Source organism: Ruegeria sp. YTSC002, from assembly GCF_059609845.1.
In genome coordinates this window covers 21,819-43,333 of record NZ_JBXWML010000001.1, presented here as the reverse complement: position 1 = coordinate 43,333, position 21,515 = coordinate 21,819, and the positions used below count along the sequence as shown (strand labels likewise).

The 21,515-nt window shown below is 57.5% G+C and carries 23 protein-coding genes; 14 read left to right on the top strand and 9 right to left on the bottom strand.

Annotated features, from left to right (window positions below):
* The first annotated feature begins 7 nt into the window (after positions 1–7).
* The 11 genes from AC2FFD_RS00230 to AC2FFD_RS00180 all read left to right on the top strand — a co-directional run bounded on the left by AC2FFD_RS00230 (position 8) and on the right by AC2FFD_RS00180 (position 9,868).
* Positions 8–601 (top strand): 2-hydroxychromene-2-carboxylate isomerase, encoded by a 594-nt coding sequence (locus AC2FFD_RS00230; protein WP_496871341.1) that lies wholly within the window; start codon positions 8–10, stop codon positions 599–601.
* A 69-nt stretch (positions 602–670) separates the two neighbouring features.
* A complete protein-coding gene (locus AC2FFD_RS00225) occupies positions 671–1,234 on the top strand; it encodes a NifU family protein (protein ID WP_170346393.1) in 564 nt (187 codons plus the stop codon).
* Positions 1,224–1,814 carry a tRNA (adenosine(37)-N6)-threonylcarbamoyltransferase complex dimerization subunit type 1 TsaB gene (gene tsaB, locus AC2FFD_RS00220; RefSeq protein WP_496871338.1) on the top strand — a complete coding sequence of 197 codons (591 nt, stop codon included), beginning with the start codon at positions 1,224–1,226 and terminating at the stop codon, positions 1,812–1,814. Before AC2FFD_RS00225 ends, tsaB begins: the two co-directional genes overlap by 11 nt.
* A gap of 11 nt (positions 1,815–1,825) precedes the next feature.
* Complete coding sequence (locus AC2FFD_RS00215) at positions 1,826–2,245, top strand: GNAT family N-acetyltransferase (protein ID WP_496871336.1); 420 nt, start codon at positions 1,826–1,828, stop codon at positions 2,243–2,245.
* A 139-nt stretch (positions 2,246–2,384) separates the two neighbouring features.
* The gene (locus AC2FFD_RS00210; RefSeq protein ID WP_170346390.1) at positions 2,385–3,383 is read left to right on the top strand and encodes a BMP family lipoprotein; all 999 of its coding nucleotides are present in this window, start codon (positions 2,385–2,387) and stop codon (positions 3,381–3,383) included.
* Between the two features lie 95 nt (positions 3,384–3,478).
* Complete coding sequence (locus AC2FFD_RS00205) at positions 3,479–5,008, top strand: ABC transporter ATP-binding protein (RefSeq protein ID WP_496871333.1); 1,530 nt, start codon at positions 3,479–3,481, stop codon at positions 5,006–5,008.
* A 1-nt stretch (position 5,009) separates the two neighbouring features.
* Complete coding sequence (locus tag AC2FFD_RS00200) at positions 5,010–6,104, top strand: ABC transporter permease (protein WP_152456858.1); 1,095 nt, start codon at positions 5,010–5,012, stop codon at positions 6,102–6,104.
* The gene (locus tag AC2FFD_RS00195; RefSeq protein ID WP_170346388.1) at positions 6,104–7,072 is read left to right on the top strand and encodes an ABC transporter permease; all 969 of its coding nucleotides are present in this window, start codon (positions 6,104–6,106) and stop codon (positions 7,070–7,072) included. Before AC2FFD_RS00200 ends, AC2FFD_RS00195 begins: the two co-directional genes overlap by 1 nt.
* A gap of 90 nt (positions 7,073–7,162) precedes the next feature.
* Positions 7,163–8,086, top strand: coding sequence for a sulfite exporter TauE/SafE family protein (locus AC2FFD_RS00190; protein WP_425078928.1), 924 nt, complete (start codon positions 7,163–7,165; stop codon positions 8,084–8,086).
* A gap of 91 nt (positions 8,087–8,177) precedes the next feature.
* Entirely contained in the window at positions 8,178–9,098 is a 921-nt protein-coding gene (locus tag AC2FFD_RS00185; RefSeq protein ID WP_170346386.1) for a sulfite exporter TauE/SafE family protein, read from the top strand.
* 2 nt (positions 9,099–9,100) lie between these two features.
* Positions 9,101–9,868, top strand: a complete 768-nt coding sequence (locus AC2FFD_RS00180; protein WP_170346385.1) for a TIGR02186 family protein — start codon at positions 9,101–9,103, stop codon at positions 9,866–9,868.
* A gap of 3 nt (positions 9,869–9,871) precedes the next feature.
* Here AC2FFD_RS00180 and AC2FFD_RS00175 read toward each other — a convergent pair whose 3' ends face one another.
* From AC2FFD_RS00175 to AC2FFD_RS00150, 6 genes are all read right to left on the bottom strand, one after another.
* Entirely contained in the window at positions 9,872–10,600 is a 729-nt protein-coding gene (locus AC2FFD_RS00175; protein ID WP_425078930.1) for an SDR family oxidoreductase, read from the bottom strand.
* The gene (locus AC2FFD_RS00170) at positions 10,597–12,129 is read right to left on the bottom strand and encodes an ATP-dependent DNA helicase (protein ID WP_496871329.1); all 1,533 of its coding nucleotides are present in this window, start codon (positions 12,127–12,129) and stop codon (positions 10,597–10,599) included. Before AC2FFD_RS00170 ends, AC2FFD_RS00175 begins: the two co-directional genes overlap by 4 nt.
* Before the next feature lie 60 nt (positions 12,130–12,189).
* Positions 12,190–12,828, bottom strand: a complete 639-nt coding sequence (locus AC2FFD_RS00165; RefSeq protein WP_170346382.1) for an acyl-homoserine-lactone synthase — start codon at positions 12,826–12,828, stop codon at positions 12,190–12,192.
* An 83-nt stretch (positions 12,829–12,911) separates the two neighbouring features.
* The gene (locus AC2FFD_RS00160; protein ID WP_170346381.1) at positions 12,912–13,631 is read right to left on the bottom strand and encodes a helix-turn-helix transcriptional regulator; all 720 of its coding nucleotides are present in this window, start codon (positions 13,629–13,631) and stop codon (positions 12,912–12,914) included.
* Between the two features lie 369 nt (positions 13,632–14,000).
* On the bottom strand, positions 14,001–15,284 hold the full coding sequence (ccrA, locus tag AC2FFD_RS00155) for a crotonyl-CoA carboxylase/reductase (protein ID WP_170346380.1): 1,284 nt from the start codon (positions 15,282–15,284) through the stop codon (positions 14,001–14,003).
* Positions 15,285–15,420: 136 nt separating this feature from the next.
* A complete protein-coding gene (locus AC2FFD_RS00150; RefSeq protein WP_496871326.1) occupies positions 15,421–16,785 on the bottom strand; it encodes a 1-acyl-sn-glycerol-3-phosphate acyltransferase in 1,365 nt (454 codons plus the stop codon).
* 144 nt (positions 16,786–16,929) lie between these two features.
* On the opposite strand from AC2FFD_RS00150, the gene AC2FFD_RS00145 reads away from it, so the two are divergent.
* From AC2FFD_RS00145 to deoD, 3 genes are all read left to right on the top strand, one after another.
* The gene (locus tag AC2FFD_RS00145; RefSeq protein WP_496871325.1) at positions 16,930–18,897 is read left to right on the top strand and encodes a methylmalonyl-CoA mutase family protein; all 1,968 of its coding nucleotides are present in this window, start codon (positions 16,930–16,932) and stop codon (positions 18,895–18,897) included.
* 124 nt (positions 18,898–19,021) lie between these two features.
* Positions 19,022–19,339, top strand: a complete 318-nt coding sequence (locus AC2FFD_RS00140; RefSeq protein WP_496871323.1) for an H-NS histone family protein — start codon at positions 19,022–19,024, stop codon at positions 19,337–19,339.
* Positions 19,340–19,356: 17 nt separating this feature from the next.
* Positions 19,357–20,067 carry a purine-nucleoside phosphorylase gene (gene deoD / locus AC2FFD_RS00135; RefSeq protein WP_496871322.1) on the top strand — a complete coding sequence of 237 codons (711 nt, stop codon included), beginning with the start codon at positions 19,357–19,359 and terminating at the stop codon, positions 20,065–20,067.
* Between the two features lie 36 nt (positions 20,068–20,103).
* On the opposite strand, the gene AC2FFD_RS00130 is transcribed toward deoD, so the two are convergent.
* The 3 genes from AC2FFD_RS00130 to AC2FFD_RS00120 are packed head-to-tail and all read right to left on the bottom strand — an operon-like array spanning position 20,104 to position 21,398.
* Positions 20,104–20,967, bottom strand: coding sequence for an urea carboxylase-associated family protein (locus AC2FFD_RS00130; protein ID WP_496871320.1), 864 nt, complete (start codon positions 20,965–20,967; stop codon positions 20,104–20,106).
* 46 nt (positions 20,968–21,013) lie between these two features.
* The gene (locus AC2FFD_RS00125; protein WP_170346374.1) at positions 21,014–21,208 is read right to left on the bottom strand and encodes a hypothetical protein; all 195 of its coding nucleotides are present in this window, start codon (positions 21,206–21,208) and stop codon (positions 21,014–21,016) included.
* Between the two features lie 49 nt (positions 21,209–21,257).
* Complete coding sequence (locus tag AC2FFD_RS00120) at positions 21,258–21,398, bottom strand: hypothetical protein (protein WP_170346373.1); 141 nt, start codon at positions 21,396–21,398, stop codon at positions 21,258–21,260.
* Positions 21,399–21,515: the final 117 nt, after the last annotated feature.

The window sequence follows — 21,515 nt, the reverse complement described above, 5'->3', positions numbered from 1 at the left end:
AGCGGCGATGGCGAAGACGATACAGTTCTGGTTCGAATTCGCCTCGACCTATTCCTACCTCAGCGCGATGCGGATCGAAGCAGCCGCGCAAGACAAGGGCGTCGCCATTGAATGGCACCCGTTCCTGTTGGGTCCGATTTTCGCGGATCAAGGATGGCGCACCTCGCCTTTCAACCTGTATCCGGCCAAAGGGCGGTACATGTGGCGCGATATGGAACGCCTGTGCAAGGCGCGCGGGCTTCCTTTCGCAAAGCCTGATCCGTTTCCGCAGAATTCGCTCAGGGCAGCGCGTCTGGTTCTGGCCATCGAGGATCATCGGGAACGGGCGGCGTTTGTTCGGGCTGTCTACAGCGCCGAATTCGGCGCCGGGCAGAATATCTCAAAGGACAGCGTACTGACCTCCTGCCTCGACGAGGCAGGGTTGCGCGGCAGCGTGATGAACCGCGCAGGGGACAAGAACATAAAAGAGGCCCTGTTCGAACAATCTGCCCGCGCCAAGGCGCTTGGCCTGTTTGGTGCACCAAGTTTTCTGGCCGGGGAAGAGTTGTTCTGGGGCGATGACCGTCTGGATGACGCGCTCGAATACGCCTCGACAATTTAGAATCGTTCCAAATCTTGACTTCCCGTGCGCCTGCGCGCATATCAGAAGCACATCAGACGGAGCGCCCTCATGTTCATCCAGACCGAATCCACCCCCAATCCGGCCACGTTGAAATTCCTGCCCGGCCAAACGGTGCTGGAAGCCGGAACAGCGGATTTCCCAACTGCGGAAGCGGGCGAAAAATCCCCGCTGGCCAAGCGCATATTTGCAGTCAACGGTGTGGCTGGCGTGTTCTTCGGCAATGATTTTGTCACCGTCACCAAAACGGAAGACGTACAGTGGGACCACATCAAACCGGCCATTCTTGGCGCGGTGATGGAACATTATCAATCCGGCCAGCCCGTTATGGGCGCAGATTCCGCCGGGGCCTCGGGCCATGCCGAGCACTCTGGTGAAGACGCTGATATCGTCAACCAGATCAAGGATTTGCTGGATAGCCGTGTGCGCCCTGCTGTGGCTCAGGACGGGGGTGACATCACGTTCCACGGTTTTGATCGCGGCGTGGTCTATCTGCACATGCAGGGGGCCTGCGCAGGTTGCCCGTCTTCGACATTGACCCTGAAGATGGGTATCGAAAACCTTCTGCGCCATTACATTCCGGAAGTGACCGAGGTTCGCCCTGTTGCCGTCTAACCCTACGATTCTGGCGTTTGACACATCGGCCGCGCATTGCGCGGCCGCTTTGTTGCGCGACGGCAAGATCGTGACGTCCCATGCCGAAGCGATGTCACGCGGACAGGCAGAACGATTGATTCCGCTGCTGGAAGACGTTCTGGCTGAATCCGGATGTGACTGGGCTGGTCTGGACGCAATCGGCGTTGGGATAGGGCCCGGCAACTTCACCGGCATTCGCATTTCGGTCTCGGCCGCGCGGGGTCTTGCACTTGGGCTCGAAATCCCTGCGGTCGGGGTATCCGGCTTCGATTCCCTGCATGAATTGGCGAAAGAAGGGCAGATACCGGCGATTCCTGCCCCGCGCGACCAGGTTTATGTGAAAATGCCCGGTGCCGATCCGTGTCTCTTGCCCCGGGCCCAAGCGGAACTTGGTGGGCCTTTGTTTTCCTGCTCTGACCCTGCCTTGCTGGCACAATCCATCGCCCTTCTGGCCGCGCGGCGCTGGGATCGTACCAGTTTGCCGCCGGCACCTTTGTACGTCAGGCCTGCCGACGCGGCTCCGTCCCGTGATACACCCCCTGTGCTACTGAACGAATGACACCGCACGAGATGGCATCGACTCATGCCGCTGCGTTTTCGCAATCGCGCGGCTGGACAGAAGATGAATTCGCCGACCTTCTCGAAAACCGCTTTACTCATGCGGTCGGAGATTCCCGGTGCTTTGCACTGTTTCAGGTGATTGCGGGCGAAGCCGAGTTGCTGACAATTGCGACCCACCCTTCGTTTCAACGGCAGGGCCTGGCACTTCGACTCATGCAGGAATGGCATGATCAGGCAATCGTTTTGCAGGCAACGCGTGCCTTTCTGGATGTCGCGGCCGACAACATTGCGGCCATTTTCCTGTACAATCGATGCGGATATCGGCAGTGCGGGCTGCGCAAGGCGTACTATGCGCGCGAAACGGGCCAAAAAACTGATGCACTTGTAATGGAATGCTGCCTGCCCCAACGGCAATCGCCCGTTTCTTAGACCATTTGGTCAGAATTCAGTTGACCATGGTGGTTGCAAACCCCCTTAATACCCGCCATCACAACAGTTATGCTCGCTAAAAGTGGGTGAACGGGGCTAATCTGACCCTGTGCCAACAAAATAATATTGGGAGACTGAAATGACCCTGATGAAATCCTTGATGGGTGCTGCCGCTGCGGTCGCAATGTCAGCCGGAGCGGTTCTGGCCGAGCCGGCGGTGATCTTTGACCTGGGCGGCAAGTTCGACAAGTCCTTCAACGAGGCCGCCTATAACGGCGCGCAGCGCTGGGCGAATGAAACCGGCGGCAAGTATCTGGAAATCGAAATTCAGGCAGAACCGCAGCGCGAACAGGCCCTGCGCCGTTTCGCGGAATCCGGTGCAAATCCGATCATCACCATGGGGTTCGGAATCGCTGACGCCCTGGCCGCTGTTGCAAGTGATTACCCCGACACCAAATTCGTCGCGGTTGACGTGACTTGGCTGGACGCTCCAAACATCCGCCAGATCGGCTTTGCCGAGCACGAAGGTTCTTACCTGGTCGGCATGATGGCCGCCATGGCGTCGAAAACCGGCACCGTTGGTTTCATCGGAGGCATGGACATCCCGTTGATTCGCCACTTCGGCTGCGGCTATGCCCAGGGCGCGAAGGCCGTGAACCCGGACATCAATGTTGTCGCCAACATGACTGGCACGACTCCTGCCGCCTGGAACGATCCTGTAAAAGGTTCGGAGTTGACGAAAGCACAGATCAGCCAGGGTGCTGATGTGATTTACGCCGCGGCCGGCGGAACCGGCGTTGGCGTTCTGCAAACTGCGGCTGACGAAGGCATCCTGTCGATTGGTGTGGACAGCAACCAGAACCACCTGCACCCAGGCAAGGTGCTGACTTCGATGCTGAAGCGTGTGGACGTTGCTGTTTATGAAGCGATGAAAGCAGGCGAAAACGTCGAAACCGGCGTTTTCATCATGGGTCTGGCCGAAGATGGGGTCGGCGTTGCCATGGATGAAAACAACAAAGAGCTTGTTTCGGTTCGCATGAGCGACGCTGTCGACGAAGCCCGCAAGGCGATCATCAACGGCGACATCGAAGTTGTAAGCTATTACGAGAACGACAGCTGCCCGGCACTGCAGTTCTGATAACGTGCGGGGCGGGAGAGTGCCTTCCGCCTCGCCACCCACTTCGCCATCCGAGCGGACAGCCGGATGGCTTTCTCGGCAGTTGAGGGCAAGACATGACCGTCCCAGCCATTGAGCTCAAAGGGATATCCAAGGCCTTTGGGCCAGTTCAGGCCAACAAAGACATCTCGATCAGCGTTGCACCCGGTACGATCCATGGGATCATCGGCGAAAACGGCGCAGGCAAATCCACGTTGATGAGCATTCTCTTCGGCTTTTACAAAGCCGACAAAGGTGAGATCTGGATCAATGGGACCAAGACCGACATCCCGGACAGCCAAGCGGCCATCGCCTCGGGCATCGGGATGGTGTTCCAGCATTTCAAGCTGGTGGAAAATTTCACCGTACTGGAAAACATCGTACTGGGCGCCGAGGATGGCGGGTTGCTGGCGCCATCACTGGCAAAAGCCCGCAAAGAGCTGAAAGAGCTCGACGAAGAGTACGAACTGTTCGTCGATCCCGACAAGCGTATCGACGAGATCGGCGTGGGGATGCAACAGCGGGTCGAGATCCTGAAGGCGCTGTACCGCAAGGCCGAAATTCTGATTCTGGACGAACCGACCGGCGTGTTGACCCCTGCCGAGGCCGATCAGCTGTTCCGCATCCTCGACCGGCTGCGGTCCGAGGGCAAGACGGTCATCGTGATCACCCACAAACTGCGCGAAATCATGGAAAACACCGACACGGTATCGGTTATGCGGCGCGGGCAAATGACGGCGACTGTCAAAACATCCGAGACCAGTCCCGAGGAGCTGGCCGAACTGATGGTCGGCCGCAAGGTTCTGCTACAGGTCGACAAGGTGCCCGCGACGCCCGGCAAACCCATCCTCGAGATCGAAAATCTCAGCGTTTTTGATTCGGCGGGCGTTGAACGGGTCAAAAATATCGACCTGACCGTGCGCGCAGGTGAGATCGTCGGCATCGCCGGCGTGGCCGGCAATGGTCAATCCGAACTGCTGGAAGTTCTTGGCGGAATGCGCCCCGGACAGGGCACGATCAAGCTGAACGGCGAACCGCTGGCACTGAGTGGGGCCGGATCAGATGGTCAGGCCCGCCGCGCGCAACATATCGCCCACGTGCCCGAAGACCGGCAGCGCGAAGGCCTGATCATGGACTTCCACGCCTGGGAAAACGTGGCCTTCGGATATCACCGCGACCCGGCCTACAAACGCGGTATCTTCATGGACAACGCGGCGTTGCGCGCCGATACCGAAGCCAAGATCCAGAAATTCGACGTCCGCCCGCCCAATCCCTGGTTGGCAGCCAAGAGTTTCTCGGGCGGCAACCAGCAGAAAATCGTTGTCGCGCGCGAGATTGAACGCAACCCTGACCTGCTGCTGGTCGGGCAACCCACGCGGGGCGTGGACATCGGCGCCATCGAGTTCATTCACAAACAGATTGTTGCGCTGCGTGATCAGGGCAAGGCAATCCTGCTGGTATCGGTCGAGCTGGAAGAAATCTTCTCGCTCTCGGACCGGATCGCGGTGATGTTTGACGGACATATCATGGGAGAACGCCTGCCCCATGAGACAGATGAAAAAGAACTGGGCCTGCTGATGGCCGGTGTTGCGGGAGAGGCCGCGTAACATGGAAAAAATGCCTAAATGGGCCGATGTCATTCTGATCCCGCTGATCAGTCTGATACTGGCCGCAATCCTTTCGGCGCTGGTCATCCTCGCCATCGGCGAAAACCCTGTCGAAGCCGTCAAACTGATGGTCACCGGTGCGCTGGGATCGACCTATGGCTGGGGCTATACGCTCTATTACGCGACAAACTTCATGTTTACCGGTCTTGCGGTGGCCGTCGCCTTCCATGCCCGTATGTTCAACATCGGGGGCGAAGGCCAGGCGATGCTGGGCGGGCTGGGCGTGGCCATGGTCTGTCTGTATGTCGACTGGCCGCATTGGAGCATTGCCTTGCTTGCCGCCTGCGCGGCATCGATGCTGTTCGGCGCGCTCTGGGCGGCCATTCCGGCCTATCTGCAAGCAAAACGCGGCAGCCATATCGTGATCACCACGATCATGTTCAACTTCATCGCCGCTGCTTTCCTGAACTACATGCTGGTCAATGTCATGCGCCCCCAAGGGTCGCAGGACCCGGCCACCGCGCGGTTCTCTGAAAGCGTGCATCTGCCCTCTTTCCAAGAAATGTTCTCGACCGCAGAGAACGTTGTTTTCCGAGGCGCCCCGGCGAACATCACCTTCTTCATCGCGTTGCTTGCCTGCGTCGTAGTCTGGGCACTGATCTGGCGCACGCGTCTGGGTTATGAAATCCGGGCTTATGGCCATTCCGAGACCGGCGCTGTCTATGCCGGTATTTCACCTGTGCGCATCACGATTGTTGCGATGCTGATTTCCGGCGGGCTGGCGGGGCTGATGGCCATCAACAATGTCATGGGCGAAGCCGAGCGACTTGTTATGAACTCGACTGAGGGCGCGGGTTTCATTGGCATCGCCGTGGCTCTGATGGGGCGTTCACATCCGTTCGGTGTGTTTCTGGCCGCGCTCTTGTTCGGGTTTCTGTACCAGGGGGGCGCCGAGCTGGCGCTGTGGGCTTCGATCCCGCGGGAACTGATCGTGGTCATTCAGGCCCTGGTCATCCTGTTCACCGGCGCATTGGACAACATGGTGCGAATGCCGCTTGAAAAACTGTTCCTGGGTATGCGGAAGAGGGCTGAGTGATGGAAATCTTTGTTACCCTCATTCAGGTTCTGGATTCGACCATTCGCCTGTCTACGCCGCTGCTGCTTGCCTGTCTGGCCGGTCTGTTTTCAGAACGGGCCGGGATCTTTGACATCGGCCTCGAAGGCAAGATGTTGATGGCAGCGTTCTTTTCGGCTGCCATCGCTGCTGTTACTGGGTCGGTTTGGCTGGGCTTGCTGGCTGGTATTGCGTCCTCGTTGTTGCTGTCGGGTCTGCATGGGCTGGCATCTATCACCTTCCGGGGCAACCAACTGATATCGGGTGTGGCCATCAACTTTCTGGCCTCGGGGCTGACTGTTCTGGTCGCCCAAAGCTGGTTTCAGCAGGGTGGGCGGACACCATCGCTGTTTGGCGGCGGGCGGTTCGAACCGATCAACTTCCCATTCGCCGAGTCCCTCAGCGGTGTGCCGATTATCGGCCCCATCTATTCCGAACTGCTCTCGGGCCACTCGATCCTGGTTTATGTCGCGTTCCTGATGGTTCCGGCCACCTGGTGGATTCTGTATCGCACCCGGTTCGGTCTGCGCCTGCGGGCGGTGGGTGAGAACCCTGCCGCAGTGGACACTGCCGGTGTTTCAGTGATTGGCCTGCGGTTCGCCGCTGTCGCCATCTGCGGTGTGCTGTGCGGTATTGCAGGCGCCTATCTGGCCACGGCCTTGCAGGCAGGGTTTGTCAAGGAAATGACCGCCGGTCGTGGCTTTATCGCCTTGGCCGCGCTGATCTTTGCCAAGTGGCGCCCGTGGCATGCCATGTGGGCCTGCTTGCTGTTCGGTCTGCTGCAAGCGATCGCGCTGCGGTTCCAAAATATCGACCTGGGTGGCGTCGTGATTCCCGTGCAGGTGATGGACGCCCTGCCCTATATCCTGACGGTGGTGATTCTTGCCGGGTTCGTCGGCAAAGCCATTCCACCGCGGGCGGGCGGAGAACCCTACGTCAAAGAGCGCTGATAAGGCCAGTTCCGAACTGAGTTTCAGTCCTGTTCGCTGCGGAGCGGCATGCAGAGTTGATTTTGCATGCCGCAACCGTTCTAAGAGGGTATGCACGTATACCTTCCCATAGCAGAAGTTTCCGTCAGCCCATTCCTGCTATTGGGGATCGGCGGGGCCGTCGGCATTTTGTCCGGTATGTTCGGGGTCGGAGGCGGGTTTTTGATCACCCCGTTGCTGTTCATTATCGGAATACCTCCTGCGGTTGCTGTGGCAACATCCGCCAATCAGGTTGTTGCCTCGTCCATTTCGGGTTTGTTGGCTCATCTCAGACGCAAGACCGTGGACCTGAAAATGGGAAGCGTTCTGCTGGCCGGAGGGTTGTTCGGTGCGGCCCTTGGGATGGTGGTTTTCAATTTCCTCAAGCATCTCGGGCAGGTCGATCTGGCGGTACAGCTTTGCTATGTGGCGTTTTTGGGGGCTATCGGAACCCTGATGTTCATCGAAAGCCTGGCAGCCATCCGAAAGGCCAGACAGTCAGGCAATGAACCTGCCCCCAAGCGACGCCAGCGAACCTGGATTCATGCCCTGCCGTTCAAGAAACGGTTCCCGGCATCTGGACTTTACATCTCGGTCATACCTCCGGCGCTGGTCGGATTCGGCGTTGGTGTTCTGTCGGCAATCATGGGAGTCGGCGGCGGGTTCATCATGGTGCCCGCAATGATCTATGTTCTTGGTATCCCGACAAAGGTGGTCATCGGGACATCCCTGTTCCAGATCATCTTCGTCGCCGGGTTCACAACGATGATACATGCCTCAACCAACTACAGTGTCGACATTGTCCTCGCCCTGTTCTTGTTGCTGGGCGGTGTTTTGGGTGCGCAATTGGGAACGCAGATTGGTGCACGTCTGAAAGCCGAACAGTTGCGTATCCTTTTGGCGCTTCTAGTCATGGGTGTCGCCGGAAAGATCGGGTTTGACCTTTTTTTACCGCAAGAAGAGATCTTTTCTTTGGCGGAACCCGGGGGGATTTGATGTTGTTTGACCCACGGCACATGACAATTACCACACTTGAATTCTCAACCTATAACAGGCAAGCCACGACCATACGCAAAGTAACAGTACCATGCACATTTACCTTCCCATCGCAGAAGTCTCAGTAAACGCCTTCCTCTTGTTGGGGTTGGGCGGCATGGTCGGCATCCTGTCCGGCATGTTCGGTGTCGGTGGCGGATTTTTGATGACCCCGCTGCTGTTTTTCATCGGTATTCCGCCGGCGGTGGCCGTTGCAACCGAAGCCAATCAGATCGTCGCATCATCCTTTTCCGGAGTTCTGGCACATTTCCGACGAAAGACCGTGGACCTCAAGATGGGAACGGTATTGCTGGTTGGCGGGCTTGTCGGGGCCGCTTTGGGCGTGGTTGTCTTCAACTATCTCAAAAGCCTGGGTCAGGTCGATCTGCTGGTGACACTCTGTTACGTTGTTTTTCTTGGCGTCATCGGCAGCCTGATGTTTGTCGAAAGCCTGAGGGCCCTGCGTAAAGCCAAGAAGGGCGGCGCGGCCCCTGCCAAGCGTCGGCAGCGGGGCTGGGTCCATGCCATGCCCTTCAAAATGCGTTTCCGCACCTCGGGCCTGTATATCTCGGTCATTCCACCGGCCTTGGTCGGTCTGTGCGTTGGGGTTCTGTCCGCGATCATGGGTGTTGGCGGCGGCTTCATCATGGTTCCTGCCATGATCTATCTGCTGGGTATGCCGACCAAGGTCGTTGTCGGCACGTCGCTGTTCCAGATCATCTTTGTGACAGCCTTCACCACGATGCTGCACGCCACCACCAACTATACGGTTGATGTTGTTCTGGCGGTCTTGTTGCTGGTCGGCGGCGTCATTGGCGCCCAGATCGGAACCGTGATCGGAGCCCGGATGCCGGCGGAACAATTGCGCGTGCTGCTTGCCGCTTTGGTACTGGCCGTATGTGGCAAGCTGGCACTTGATCTGCTTCTTGAACCTGCCGAGCTCTACTCGCTTGGCAATGGCGGAGGGCACTGAGGATGCTGCGTTCGCTTATTGCCGCCCTGTGCTTGTTCTGCGTGCCCGCTTTGGCGGCGGAAGAGCAGGTTGTCCTTGGTCTCAGCCAGGACCGGGTTGCCATCACCGCTACATTCGACGGATCGGAGCTTCTGATTTTTGGGGCCATCAAGCGGGAAACCCCAATCCCTTCCGGCCCACCGGTTGAAGTCATCGTCGCGGTTGCGGGTCCGTCCGAACCTGTCACCGTGCGACGCAAGGAACGCAAGCTTGGGATCTGGGTGAACACCGACAGTGTTCTTGTCGACCTTGCACCCAGCTTTTATGCTGTTGCGACCAGCGGGCCCTTCGACGACATCCTGTCCGACACCGAAGACCTGCGTTACCGGATTTCGATCGAACGCGCGATCCGCTCGGTCGGTGCCGCGATGCACATCCGGGGCGCACAGGATTTTGCAGATGCCGTGATAAGGATTCGAGAAAACGAACACCTGTATTCCATCCGCGAAAATACCGTGGCAGTGGATGAACAGACCTTGTTCCGCACCTCGATCGATATGCCCGCCGACCTGACCGAAGGCGATTATGCCGCCCGGATATTCCTGACCCGTGGCGGAGAGGTCGTCTCGCAATATGAAGCGATCATCGATGTCCGGAAAGTCGGCCTGGAGCGTTTTTTGTACAATATGTCCCGCCAGCAACCCGTCTGGTACGGCCTGATGTCGCTGGTCATAGCGATTGCGGCAGGCTGGGGCGCCTCGACAGCCTTCCGGCTGTTGCGTGAAAAATAACGGTCAACCTCGGCCGATATAGGGCATGGTCGTGGCCATGACGGTCATGAACTGCACGTTTGCCTCGGGCGGCAGGCTTGCCATATGCAGGACCGAACGCGCGGCGTCTTCCACGGCCATCGTCGGGTCCGGTGTCTCGCCAGCGGCATGCGCCGCGTCCACAAGGCCTTGCACCATCTGCGTGCGCGCATTTCCGATATCGATCTGCCCGCATGCGATTCCAAAGGGTCGCCCATCCAGCGAAAGGCTGCGCGTCAGCCCTGTAATGGCGTGCTTCGTGGCCGAATAGTGCACCGAATTCGGGCGCGGAACATGCGCCGCTATCGAGCCGTTGTTTATGATCCGGCCGCCCTGCGGGTTTTGGTGGCGCATGATCCTGAAGGCTTCTCGCGCACAGAGGAACATGCCGTTCAGGTTCACGTTGACGCTTTGGTACCAATCGTCCAGAGCGATCTCGTCGATCGTACCGCCCGGCGCAAAGATCCCGGCGTTGTTGAACAGAACATCCAGCCGCCCCGTGTGGTCTGTAAAAGCCCGGAAAGCCCGTTCAACCGCATCCGGGTCGGTCACATCCGTAGGCAGGACAATGGCCGCCTGATGTTCTTTTGCCAGGGCTTCCAGCTTTTCCTTGCTGCGTGCCAACAGCCCGACCGTCCACCCTTCGGACAAGAACAGCTGGGCTGTCGCCCGACCAATACCTGAACTGGCACCCGTCACGATGATGGATTTCATGTCTCTTCCGCCTCCAATGTCAGCGAAGCCGCCGGAAGCGCCCTCAAGTCATCCACACGCAGGGGGTGCGTGGGCTTTGACAGGCGATTGCGCACCACCCAGATCAAACGCTCTTGCGCCCGCGTGATCGCGACATATGCCAAACGTTTCCACAATGGCTGTCCGGCCTCGGTCCGGCCCATGCGAGCGGCGGCATAGAGATCCGGAGCGAACACCTGAACCGTATCCCATTGTGACCCTTGCGCCTTGTGGATCGTAACGGCCGCCCCGTGCAAAAAGGTCGCCCCCATGCGGGCAGCGTAAGGAATAAAAGGCTCTTCCTCATCCGGTTTTTCGATCTGAACGATCGAGGCGGCACTGACCTGAGGGTCTTCGGCCCCCATCACGTGAAGACGCGAGAAACCCGGCTTTCGTCCCGGCCCCAGATACACCACCTGAGCTCCTTTGATCAGCCCGCGCGCCTCTAGATCCAGCCGCTTCTTGCGATGTTTCAGGGGCAACTCGATCCCATCACAAATGAGCGGTTCACCTTCCAGCAATTCCGTATCCGGCGCACCGTGAACTTGCCTGAAAGCCTGTATCAAACGAATGCGCGTGGCGTTGCGCCAGACAAGAACCGGGCTTCGGGCCATCAGATCGACCTCGACCCGCTGGCCCCAGACAACCCGGTCATCCCGACGAGCGGATTCTTCGATCAGTCGCTCGAAATCCTCGAAGCCCATTGCCGGATCGGCCAGCGCATGCGCAAGATCCAGAATTGGATTGTCCGCATCCTGGCGGTGCACCCGCTGGAGAGTCAGCTTCCTGGGCTCGGGCAATGCCTCGAAAACCATGCTGCCGGACTGATTTACCGGTGCCAGCTGAGCCGGGTCGCCGAACAAAAGAAGGGTCGGGAAAATCTCTTTGAGATCATCGAACTGACGGTCATCCAGCATCGACGCTTCATCGACAAACCCGATATCCAGTGGTTCGTCACGGCGCTTCCACCCTGTGATGAAATCCGACCCTCGCAAACCGGCGGCGGCCAGGGCCCCGGGGATCGATTTGTTGTTTTGATAGAAAGCAGCCGCGCGATCCAAGGCTTCATCCGTCAAACCTTCGATATCGGGGCGTTCGTCATTGCCGGCCAGCCATTCCGCAATACGCTCGTATTCCGGATCATAAACCGGCGTGTACAGTATTCGGTGAATCGTGGTCGCAGGCACGCCGCGCAATCGCAGAACGCTTGCAGCCTTGTTCGTCGGGGCCAGTATGGCAAGGCTGCGCTTGTCTTTCGATTTACGGCTTTCATAATCGCCGGACACGATCTGAACACCCGTCTCTGCCAGTGCCTTGTACAACTCGGCCAACAGCAGCGTTTTGCCCGAGCCGGCCTTGCCGATCACGGCCATCACACCGGATTTTCCTGCGCCCGGCAGTTTCAGAAGGGCATCATCTTCCAGATCAACACCTGCTGCCCGCAGCATCTCGGCGATGCTGTCATACGCGGCGGCCTGATCATCTGAGAACGTTACATTCGGCAAGGACATGGCGCGACCCTACAGGGCCGCGCCAGCCATCACCAGATGTGGATTTGCGTTTTCCGACACTTAGGCGGACAGGGCGAACCGGTGCTGTTTCTTCGGGCCGAATGCGGCCTTGAACCACATCCGAGACAGGTCGCGCGGGATGCCCGCACGCGCGGCCACCCGGTTGCAGTCATCCGCGGAATAGGGCCACAAACCGACTGAAATCTGATCGCGTCCGCTGCCCTGGGTTCCCAGAACCTCGGGCGATGACCCGATCAGGCGATAGATTCTGATCATTCTGGCATCGAATACGCCGGCAATATGCGTCAGGCCGAAACCTTCCATCATTTCACCGCCGCTCAACATAATGGCGCCGGCAGTATGCGGGCTGGCTGTTCGGGACAGGCAGAACCGGGTGACCTCCCAGATCAGGGGGCTGCAAATCGGCTTGCCGCCGTTGAGATGACCAAAAACCTCATTGATCATCACCCGGCCGGTCGTAGGCAATACACGCATCGACCCTCCGTGGCTGCCATCCGGCTCTTCCCAGATGACATAAAGCGGATTGAGATCATCGTATTCGTCCCGCTCTTCCCCTTTCTCGTTGACGTGGACATCCCACCCCAACCGGGTCTTGAACTGATCCGCGCGATCCTTGAACATCCCCTCTGCCAGAGTCGGAAATCTGTGTAACTCATCGGCATATAGATAACGCAACATGACTTGTTCCCCTTGTCGTCCTGTGCAGGAACGAAGGGAGTACAGAGTCGTGGTTAATTTTGCGTGTGGAGGCCGTTCACCCCTTAAACCACTATTAATCCCCGGCTGAGTGCCGTGGCAATTGCGTGGGTTGTGTTATGTGCGCCCAGCTTTGAGCGCGCGCTTTCAATGTAAACGCGCAACGTATGCTCGGAAATCGTCAGAGAATGGGCCACTTGGGCGCGGCTGTATCCCAACGCCAAAAGTGTGATCGCGTCGATTTCCCTTGGCGACAAGCTGCGCGGGCAGTCCGGCTGCCTGTCTTTTTCAAACTCCAGCGCCTTGCGATTTATGTAATGCGCAACAAGAATCAAATCACGCCCGTAAGTCGAGATAAAGTTCTTCCAGGTTTGATCATCACAACTGTGGTTGACCGTGAACAGGGCGAACTGACCATTTGGACCCCGAATTGGGATGGAATACCCCTGATTGCCAACGCCATGGCTTTGCGCATCCAGAAGGAAGGCTTTTGCCACCTTGCCGGACCAATCCAGAGACTTCCAGTCAACCGGGTGAAACCGCTGGAAACACCCCAAGATCACTGGGTCGATACGGTGATAGTTTTTTTCCCTGTAGCGCTCATCCCAAGCGTCTGAATAGGTGGTGTAGCCGTATTGATCTCCGGCACCGTCAACCCAGTGATACGTCAGGTGCTCGACCTTCAACGCGTCCCGCAAACGCTCCGCTACGGCGCTGAGTTCTTCAAGCGTGTTGGTGTTTTCCAAATCCTGAAGGATTTGACCCAAATCGACCTTCGTTGCCATCCGCGGGCGCCCGTACCTCGTTCTTCAAGGACGCAATCTCGGCAGCCGCGATCAGTCTTGTGTCATCAAGCTGCTCTGCAAGCGCGCTCAAACCATTCGCAACGGCGAAAGCATTGAGGTCCGACAATACGTCCAATATCCACTCATTTTGCGCCATCAGGGTCTCTCTGAAACAGTTAACGAAGGGTTAACACAACCATAACATGTATGATCTTTTTCAGCCTATTCGCCGGTTTCTACTCCCCAATAATAGCGATGGGCAAAAATGCAAACATTTGAAAGATCGTCAGAGGCCTGAAAAACACAAAACACCCGCGAACCAACAAGGTGATTCGCGGGTGTTTTTTTGTCTACAACCCTGGCGGGTTATCAACCTGCGTCCAGGACTTCCTCGAGGGTACGCAGACCAGTACGCGGCGCCTGAACAAGAACGGACATATTGCCCGGCTTGTGCTCGTTCCGCAGCATTTTCATGTGTGCTTCAGGCAGGTCATTCCAGGTGAACACTTCGGACATGCAGGGATCCAGACGACGCTCGACCATCAGTTTGTTCGCGGCTGCCGCCTGCTTCAGATGAGCAAAGTGCGAGCCCTGCAAACGCTTTTGGTGCATCCACATGTAGCGCACATCGAATGTACAGTTGAAACCCGATGTTCCAGCGCAAATCACGACCATACCGCCTTTTTTCACAACGAAGGTCGACACGGGGAAAGTGCTTTCACCCGGGTGTTCGAACACCATGTCAACATTGTTGCCTTTGCCGGTTATGTCCCAGATCGCCTTGCCGAATTTGCGGGCCTCTTTGAACCATTCGGCATATTCCGGTGTGTTGACCGTGGGCAATTGTCCCCAGCAGTTGAAATCACGACGGTTCAGAACACCTTTGGCGCCCAGACCCATAACGAAATCACGCTTGCTTTCGTCTGAAATCACACCGATCGCATTTGCACCGGCGGTATTGATCAATTGGATCGCATAGGAACCCAGGCCCCCGGATGCACCCCAGACCAGGACGTTCTGACCCGGTTTCAGATCGTGTGGCTCGTGGCCAAACAGCATCCGGTATGCGGTTGCCAGCGTCAGGGTGTAGCACGCCGCTTCTTCCCATGTCAGATGCTTGGGGCGCGGCATAAGCTGCTGAGCCTGCACGCGCGTGAACTGGCTGAACGAGCCATCCGGCGTTTCATAACCCCAGATCCGCTGGCTGGGCGAATACATCGGATCGCCGCCGTTGCATTCCTCGTCATCGCCGTCGTCCTGGTTGCAGTGGATCACAACCTCGTCGCCAACTTTCCAGCGCTTTACCTTGTCGCCAACGGCCCAAACGATGCCCGACGCATCCGAACCCGCGATGTGGTAGGGTGCTTTGTGGCCATCAAACGGGCTGATCGGCTGCCCCAGAGCGGCCCAGACGCCGTTGTAGTTGACCCCGGCAGCCATAACCAGAACCAGCACTTCGTTGCTGTCCAAGGTCGGAACATCCACAACTTCCTGCTGCATGGCCGTGTTCGGCTCGCCATGACGTTCTTTGCGGATGGCCCAGGCATACATCTGCTTTGGGACATATCCCATGGGTGGGATTTCACCCATTTCATACAGATCTTTTTCAGGTGCCTCGTACGACGCGATACCACTTTCGGTGTCCAAAGCCATGCCGGCCTCCTCTTTTCAGTACCTTTGCCGCGACGCAGAATCGCGCGCTTCACAGACTGGAATATTGGGCGCCGAGTAATATTGCAACCGTTTTTGGCATCATATTGTAATTTTATGACCCAGCGGTTGCAGAAAGTTATTTTGCGGATGCAGAAACTCCGATACCTGAATCCGCCGGGACGGATGCGGCGTAATAGTCCAGAAGATCGCCGCGCTGACCTGATACAGACAGCATATTCCCCTGTCGGTTCAGAATCCGGCGTTCAACCAGTTGATCCAAAGCATTTGATATGGCCTGCGAATTGTCCCTTGTCTGCGGGTCATCGCGCTCCATCATCTGTTGAATTCGTGACAGAGCGTCTTCTTCGGACATCGGGCCGTTGTCGCGTACCAGCAAACAGGCCGCTGGTGCCGGCACCAGCGGAATAGCATGCTGGATTCGCTGCATCAGCACCCGGGCCAAATCCGTCATCACGTCGTCGCTGCCCTCAGCCCGGAAGTCCTTCAGAGAGATCGGCCTGCCGTACCGGACGGACGCCAGACCGAACCGCTTGTATCGGCCGATCAAACGACGCCAAAGCTGTTTCAATATCCAACGCGTGATGACACCGATCCGCGCGCGAAACCGCCGCTCAGTGCCAAGTGCCGCGCGGGTCAGGATGGTGTCTTCCAACACACGGTCGTAATTCAGTGCCACCGGAACAAACACCACATCGCGCCCCTGTGGCGACGTTCCATCCATAATATATTTGAGCAGTCCAAGCTTGGGGCGCGCAATGGCCCCGGTCAGGCTCAGCCCGCCTTCTGGAAACATGGCTTGAGTTACGCCGGCTTCGGTTGCGTGACGCACATAGGTGGACAGAACCTGGCGATAGAGTTCGCTGCCGGACTTGCGCCGGATAAAGTAAGCCCCCATCGCCCGGATCAATCGGCTGAGCGGCCAGACCCGGGCCCACTCTCCGACAGCATAGGACAGCGCAGAATGTCGGGCTGCAAGATACGTGACCAATACGTAATCCATGTTGCTCCGGTGGTTCATGACAAAGACAACCGTTGCTTCAGGGTCGATATTCCTGACGGATTCTTCGTCTTGGTAGCTAAGCCGCACCTCGTAGAATGTGTTGCTCAGCAGCCGGGCCAGTCGAATCGCAAAGCTGAAATAGGCGAAGGCCGAAAAGGACGGCACGATCTCACGGGCATAGCGGCGCGCCTGCTCCGAGGCGACAGCCTCGGGCATACCGGTTTCGCGGGCATGTTGCTGAACCGCCTGACCGACCTGCGGATCATAAATCAAGCGCTGAATCATGTCGTGTCGACGCGCCAGCTTGAAAGGCTGGATCGGGCGCTGAAGGCGCTGGTTCAGGCGTGCCACCGCGCGTTCCAGCCTCCGGCGGAAAAACCAGCGGACAGATGGGAACAGGAAATGCGATGCGAAAGTGACCATGGCAAAGACCACGATCAGCACGAAAAGCCAAAGCGGAAGTTCCACGGTTTGCGTCATGGCCGCACATTGCCACCAATCACACTGACCCACAATCTGAACAATTGCGGCATGCCGCAACGCAGCGAATTGACATGTCCCGAAAATTGCGCTTTAGAACCTCAAGACGAAATTTTATTGCCCACTGAAATGCGAGGCCCCGCTATGACGCAGACGCAGAAAGATCGCCCCTGGCTCATCCGAACCTATGCCGGTCATTCCACGGCCAAAGCCTCGAACGCGCTCTATCGGGGGAATCTTGCGAAGGGCCAAACCGGTCTGTCCGTGGCCTTCGATCTGCCGACACAAACAGGCTATGACAGCGACCACACATTGGCGCGCGGTGAAGTCGGCAAGGTGGGTGTGCCGGTCTGTCATCTGGGTGACATGCGGGTTCTGTTCGACCAGATCCCCCTGGAACAGATGAACACCTCGATGACGATCAACGCCACTGCGCCATGGCTTTTGGCGCTTTACATCGCCGTCGCCGAGGAGCAAGGCGCGGATGTATCCAAACTACAGGGCACCGTTCAAAACGACCTGATCAAGGAATACCTGAGCCGCGGCACTTATGTTTGCCCGCCCAAGCCGTCGCTCAAGATGATCGCGGACGTGGCCGAGTATTGCTATACCAATGTTCCGAAATGGAACCCGATGAACGTGTGCTCGTATCACCTGCAAGAGGCGGGTGCGACGCCAGAGCAGGAACTGGCCTATGCCTTGGCCACTGCCATCGCCGTGCTGGACGAATTGCGCCCACGTGTACCTGCCGAAGATTTCCCGGCGCTCTGCGGCCGGATTTCCTTTTTCGTGAATGCTGGCATCCGCTTTGTCACCGAAATGTGCAAGATGCGCGCCTTCGTGGATCTTTGGGATGAGATCCTGCAACAACGCTATGGCGTTGAAAATCCGAAATTCCGTCGATTCCGGTATGGCGTGCAGGTGAACTCTCTGGGTCTGACTGAGCAGCAGCCCGAAAACAACGTCTATCGCATCCTGATCGAGATGCTGGCCGTAACCCTGTCGAAGAATGCACGCGCCCGTGCAGTGCAGTTGCCCGCCTGGAACGAGGCGCTGGGTCTGCCGCGTCCGTGGGACCAGCAGTGGTCGATGCGGATGCAGCAGATTCTGGCCTATGAGACCGATCTGCTGGAATATGATGACCTGTTCGATGGCAACCCCGCTGTAGATGCCAAGGTCAAAGACCTGAAAGAAGGCGCACGGGCCGAATTGGCCAACCTGGATTCGATGGGCGGCGCGGTCGCTTCGATCGAATACATGAAATCCCGACTTGTGGATTCCAACGCTGAACGCCTGAACCGGATCGAGCGCAATGAAACCGTCGTCGTCGGTGTGAACAAATGGATCGAAGGCGAGGCATCCCCCCTGCAAACCGAAGACGGTGGCATCATGGTTGTTGATCCTGCCGTGGAGCAAGAACAGATCGACCGCCTGAATACGTGGCGCGCAGAACGGGACGAAGCGGCCGTAACAGCCGCCCTGGCGGCGCTGCGCGAAGCGGCACAGACCGGGGCAAACATCATGGAACCGTCCATTGCCGCCGCAAAGGCCGGCGCGACGACGGGCGAATGGGCCGAAGAGATGCGAAAGGTCTACGGAACCTATCGCGGCCCAACCGGTGTTTCGGGGTCTGTTTCGAACAAGACCGAAGGGTTGGACGACCTGCGTGCCGCCGTTGATGCCGTCAGCGACAAGCTGGGCCGGCGTCTGAAGTTCCTTGTAGGCAAACCCGGGCTGGACGGCCATTCCAACGGCGCCGAACAGATTGCCTTCCGTGCCCGCGATTGCGGTATGGACATCAGCTATGAGGGCATTCGCCTGACACCCGAAGAAATCGTTGCAGCCGCCCGCGAAGATGACGCGCATGTCATTGGACTGTCGATCTTGTCCGGCAGCCACCTGCCACTGGTCAAAGACGTCATGGAACGTCTGCGGCAGGCGGGGTTGTCTCATATCCCAGTCGTGGTGGGCGGCATTATTCCGGACGAAGATGCCGAAAAACTGAAATCCATGGGTGTGGCCAAGGTCTACACCCCGAAGAACTTCGAACTCAATTCGATAATGGGCGATATTGTTACTCTGGCGGATCCTCGGAATCTCGCAGCAGAGTAATCAAGGTTTAAGGCACTTTTTCTCCTGTTTCCGTCCCTGAAATATTCGGGATGGAATAAGCTGGTATTTGGAATTACGGTGCGCGCTCATGTGCACCGTAATTATTATCTGATGGAGAAGACTGATGGGGATCAATCTTGAGCAAATGTCACGTAAAGACCTTTTGGCTTTGCGCAATGACGTCGAAAAAGCTTTGATCAGGGCAGAAAAACGCGAACGTCAGGAGGCTTTGAAAGCCGCAGAAAAGGCTGCGGCAGAATTCGGCTTTTCTTTGTCTGAACTGTCCGGAGAAGCGCCGCGCGGTATTAAGCCAACAAAAACAAAGGCTAAATACCGCAACCCGGAAAACCCCGATCAAACCTGGACCGGTCGCGGCCGCAAACCTCAATGGGTGCATGACGCGCTGACCGCAGGCGTGGATATTTCTGATCTGGAAATCTAATCTGAGCGATTTTGAAAATGACAATTCATATTGGCGCCGAAAAAGGCGAAATAGCTGAAACCGTTCTTTTGCCCGGTGATCCCTACCGGGCGAAATGGGCAGCCGAGACGTTTTTGGGCGATGTCAAACAGGTCAATAACGTTCGCGGAATGCTTGGCTTTACCGGAAACTGGAAGGGAAATCCCGTAACAATTCAGGGAAGCGGCATGGGAATGCCGTCTCTTTCCATTTATGTAAATGAGTTGATCCGCGATTACGGTGCGAAAACCCTGATCCGCATCGGATCCTGCGGAGGGATGCAGGACAGCGTCAAAATTCGTGACGTTATTCTGGCCATGACATCAACCACGCTGAGCACACCGTCGCGCGGCATCATGAAAGAGCTCAACTTTGCGCCCTGCGCCGATTGGGGGCTGCTGCAAGCTGCCGCCACAGCGGCTGCGGCCAAGGGAACGCCGACCCATGTTGGTGGAATTTACTCGTCAGATGTCTTTTATGACGAGCGCCCTGATCTCAACGAACAGATGGTGCGTCACGGCATTCTGGGCGTCGAAATGGAAGCGGCCGAACTCTATATTTTGGCGGCGCGCCACAAATGCCGCGCCTTGGCCGTTCTGACTGTTTCCGATCACCTGTTGACCGGAGAGGCTCTGCCATCCTCAGAACGTGAAAGCAGCTTTGGCGATATGGTCGAGATCGCGCTTCAGGCCGCATTCCCGAACAGCTGACAAAGCGCAGGTACCGAATATTGGTGCCTGCCGATCCTAACGCCCGTGCGAGCGATCATAACCATTGCTCGCGGGGCTGTCCCACCCCTCCAAATCGCCTCTAGCCGGAGCAAAAACCTCGACCAGCAAGGGGTAACACGCAGCTGTGTCCGAGGAATGCTCGGACGAACAATCCCCGCCCGGGCAGGCGCTGAGATTGCCCAGCAGATCAATCTCGGCAAAGAACTCCAGAAAATCTCCGGGACGTACGGGTGAGGCTTTCATGAAGTATTGACCCGTGTCGCGGGTGAAACCGGTACACATGAAAACGTTCAGCACGTCGTGTACCGCTGGTTCGGCTTCAGTCAGCGGAATATTGAGGTGATCCGCAAGCGCGCGGGTCAGGTTGGAATGGCAGCAATGGTGGTATTGCGTGCCGGACAAAAGGTTGCCCGTATACGGATCGCATCGCGTGCCGATGACGTCATGAACCGACCCCCCATAGGGATCGATTCCGTACCACTCAAGCGTATCCGCAATAATCGTGGCCATCGGGCGCAGATGCGGGAAACTGGACCACATCCGCTCTCCGGTGGTCAGATGCGTGCCATGCAGCGCCCGGGTTTTTCCGGAATAGAAGCGTTCCGACAAGTCGTTTCGGTTCCACAGGTTCAGATCGCCAACCTGCGGCCCCTCGACGGAAGTGATGCGAAAGAAATGGCCGGCAGGCACTTCGAAACAACGCGCATCACGTGGCGGCACCAGCACTTCGCCCGTTTTGCTTGCGCGTTCGCGAAGGGACCTCATCCAGCGCACATCCGGTCGCGGCAATGCCTCGTTCGGGTAACAGATGACAGGGGCAACCGCGCGTCGGGCTTCGGCATCTTCGGGAGGGTGGACAGTGTTTTCTGAAACGGTCATGCCGGGCAGAGTGGCGCATTATTCAGCCCGCGAAAAGCACTATCTTTCAGGGATCACGCGCCCGCAAACACCGCAATGGTTGGTCCAGCGCAGTGATTTCGGCACCGCAGAAGCTGCACCGCCAGATGCCGTGGCTCTTGTCCTGCCGCCACCTGCAATCACGTGTCAGCCCGGAATGGCGCGAGCGCCAGAGGAAATAGGCAAACACGCCGGTCGCCAGAAGAAGCAGAAGAACAGGCATCCCTCTGCTTTGCCGATAAACCGTCGGTTTTCAAGTCTTGCCGCCCGTATCAGGCAGCGTTTGCGTATTCGAAAAGCTCTGGTTCCTTGTCAGCCTTCGCAGGTTCTGGCGTGTAATAGGCCCATGCCTGTTCAAGCAGGTCCAGCGCTTCTTGGGCGTCGGTTTTCCGTTTGGATGTTTCTTTGCTCATTGGAGTGATCCTGACTAAAACTCATCACTCCTCCCTGTCCAAAAAATAAGGCAATGCAGCCGGGGCTGCATCGCCTAATTTTGCAAGATGGACATGCGAAAACCGCAAATCGCGCCC

What these genes read in the sequence shown, in the direction of transcription:
- AC2FFD_RS00230 (WP_496871341.1), top strand. Translation starts at nt 8, where the DNA reads ATGGCGAAGACGATACAGTTCTGGTTCGAATTCGCCTCGACCTATTCC.
- AC2FFD_RS00225 (WP_170346393.1), top strand. Translation starts at nt 671, where the DNA reads ATGTTCATCCAGACCGAATCCACCCCCAATCCGGCCACGTTGAAATTC.
- AC2FFD_RS00215 (WP_496871336.1), top strand. Translation starts at nt 1,826, where the DNA reads ATGGCATCGACTCATGCCGCTGCGTTTTCGCAATCGCGCGGCTGGACA.
- AC2FFD_RS00210 (WP_170346390.1), top strand. Translation starts at nt 2,385, where the DNA reads ATGACCCTGATGAAATCCTTGATGGGTGCTGCCGCTGCGGTCGCAATG.
- AC2FFD_RS00205 (WP_496871333.1), top strand. Translation starts at nt 3,479, where the DNA reads ATGACCGTCCCAGCCATTGAGCTCAAAGGGATATCCAAGGCCTTTGGG.
- AC2FFD_RS00200 (WP_152456858.1), top strand. Translation starts at nt 5,010, where the DNA reads ATGGAAAAAATGCCTAAATGGGCCGATGTCATTCTGATCCCGCTGATC.
- AC2FFD_RS00195 (WP_170346388.1), top strand. Translation starts at nt 6,104, where the DNA reads ATGGAAATCTTTGTTACCCTCATTCAGGTTCTGGATTCGACCATTCGC.
- AC2FFD_RS00190 (WP_425078928.1), top strand. Translation starts at nt 7,163, where the DNA reads ATGCACGTATACCTTCCCATAGCAGAAGTTTCCGTCAGCCCATTCCTG.
- AC2FFD_RS00185 (WP_170346386.1), top strand. Translation starts at nt 8,178, where the DNA reads ATGCACATTTACCTTCCCATCGCAGAAGTCTCAGTAAACGCCTTCCTC.
- AC2FFD_RS00180 (WP_170346385.1), top strand. Translation starts at nt 9,101, where the DNA reads ATGCTGCGTTCGCTTATTGCCGCCCTGTGCTTGTTCTGCGTGCCCGCT.
- AC2FFD_RS00175 (WP_425078930.1), bottom strand. Translation starts at nt 10,600, where the DNA reads ATGAAATCCATCATCGTGACGGGTGCCAGTTCAGGTATTGGTCGGGCG.
- AC2FFD_RS00170 (WP_496871329.1), bottom strand. Translation starts at nt 12,129, where the DNA reads ATGTCCTTGCCGAATGTAACGTTCTCAGATGATCAGGCCGCCGCGTAT.
- AC2FFD_RS00165 (WP_170346382.1), bottom strand. Translation starts at nt 12,828, where the DNA reads ATGTTGCGTTATCTATATGCCGATGAGTTACACAGATTTCCGACTCTG.
- AC2FFD_RS00160 (WP_170346381.1), bottom strand. Translation starts at nt 13,631, where the DNA reads ATGGCAACGAAGGTCGATTTGGGTCAAATCCTTCAGGATTTGGAAAAC.
- ccrA (WP_170346380.1), bottom strand. Translation starts at nt 15,284, where the DNA reads ATGGCTTTGGACACCGAAAGTGGTATCGCGTCGTACGAGGCACCTGAA.
- AC2FFD_RS00150 (WP_496871326.1), bottom strand. Translation starts at nt 16,785, where the DNA reads ATGACGCAAACCGTGGAACTTCCGCTTTGGCTTTTCGTGCTGATCGTG.
- AC2FFD_RS00145 (WP_496871325.1), top strand. Translation starts at nt 16,930, where the DNA reads ATGACGCAGACGCAGAAAGATCGCCCCTGGCTCATCCGAACCTATGCC.
- AC2FFD_RS00140 (WP_496871323.1), top strand. Translation starts at nt 19,022, where the DNA reads ATGGGGATCAATCTTGAGCAAATGTCACGTAAAGACCTTTTGGCTTTG.
- deoD (WP_496871322.1), top strand. Translation starts at nt 19,357, where the DNA reads ATGACAATTCATATTGGCGCCGAAAAAGGCGAAATAGCTGAAACCGTT.
- AC2FFD_RS00130 (WP_496871320.1), bottom strand. Translation starts at nt 20,967, where the DNA reads ATGACCGTTTCAGAAAACACTGTCCACCCTCCCGAAGATGCCGAAGCC.
- AC2FFD_RS00125 (WP_170346374.1), bottom strand. Translation starts at nt 21,208, where the DNA reads ATGCCTGTTCTTCTGCTTCTTCTGGCGACCGGCGTGTTTGCCTATTTC.
- AC2FFD_RS00120 (WP_170346373.1), bottom strand. Translation starts at nt 21,398, where the DNA reads ATGAGCAAAGAAACATCCAAACGGAAAACCGACGCCCAAGAAGCGCTG.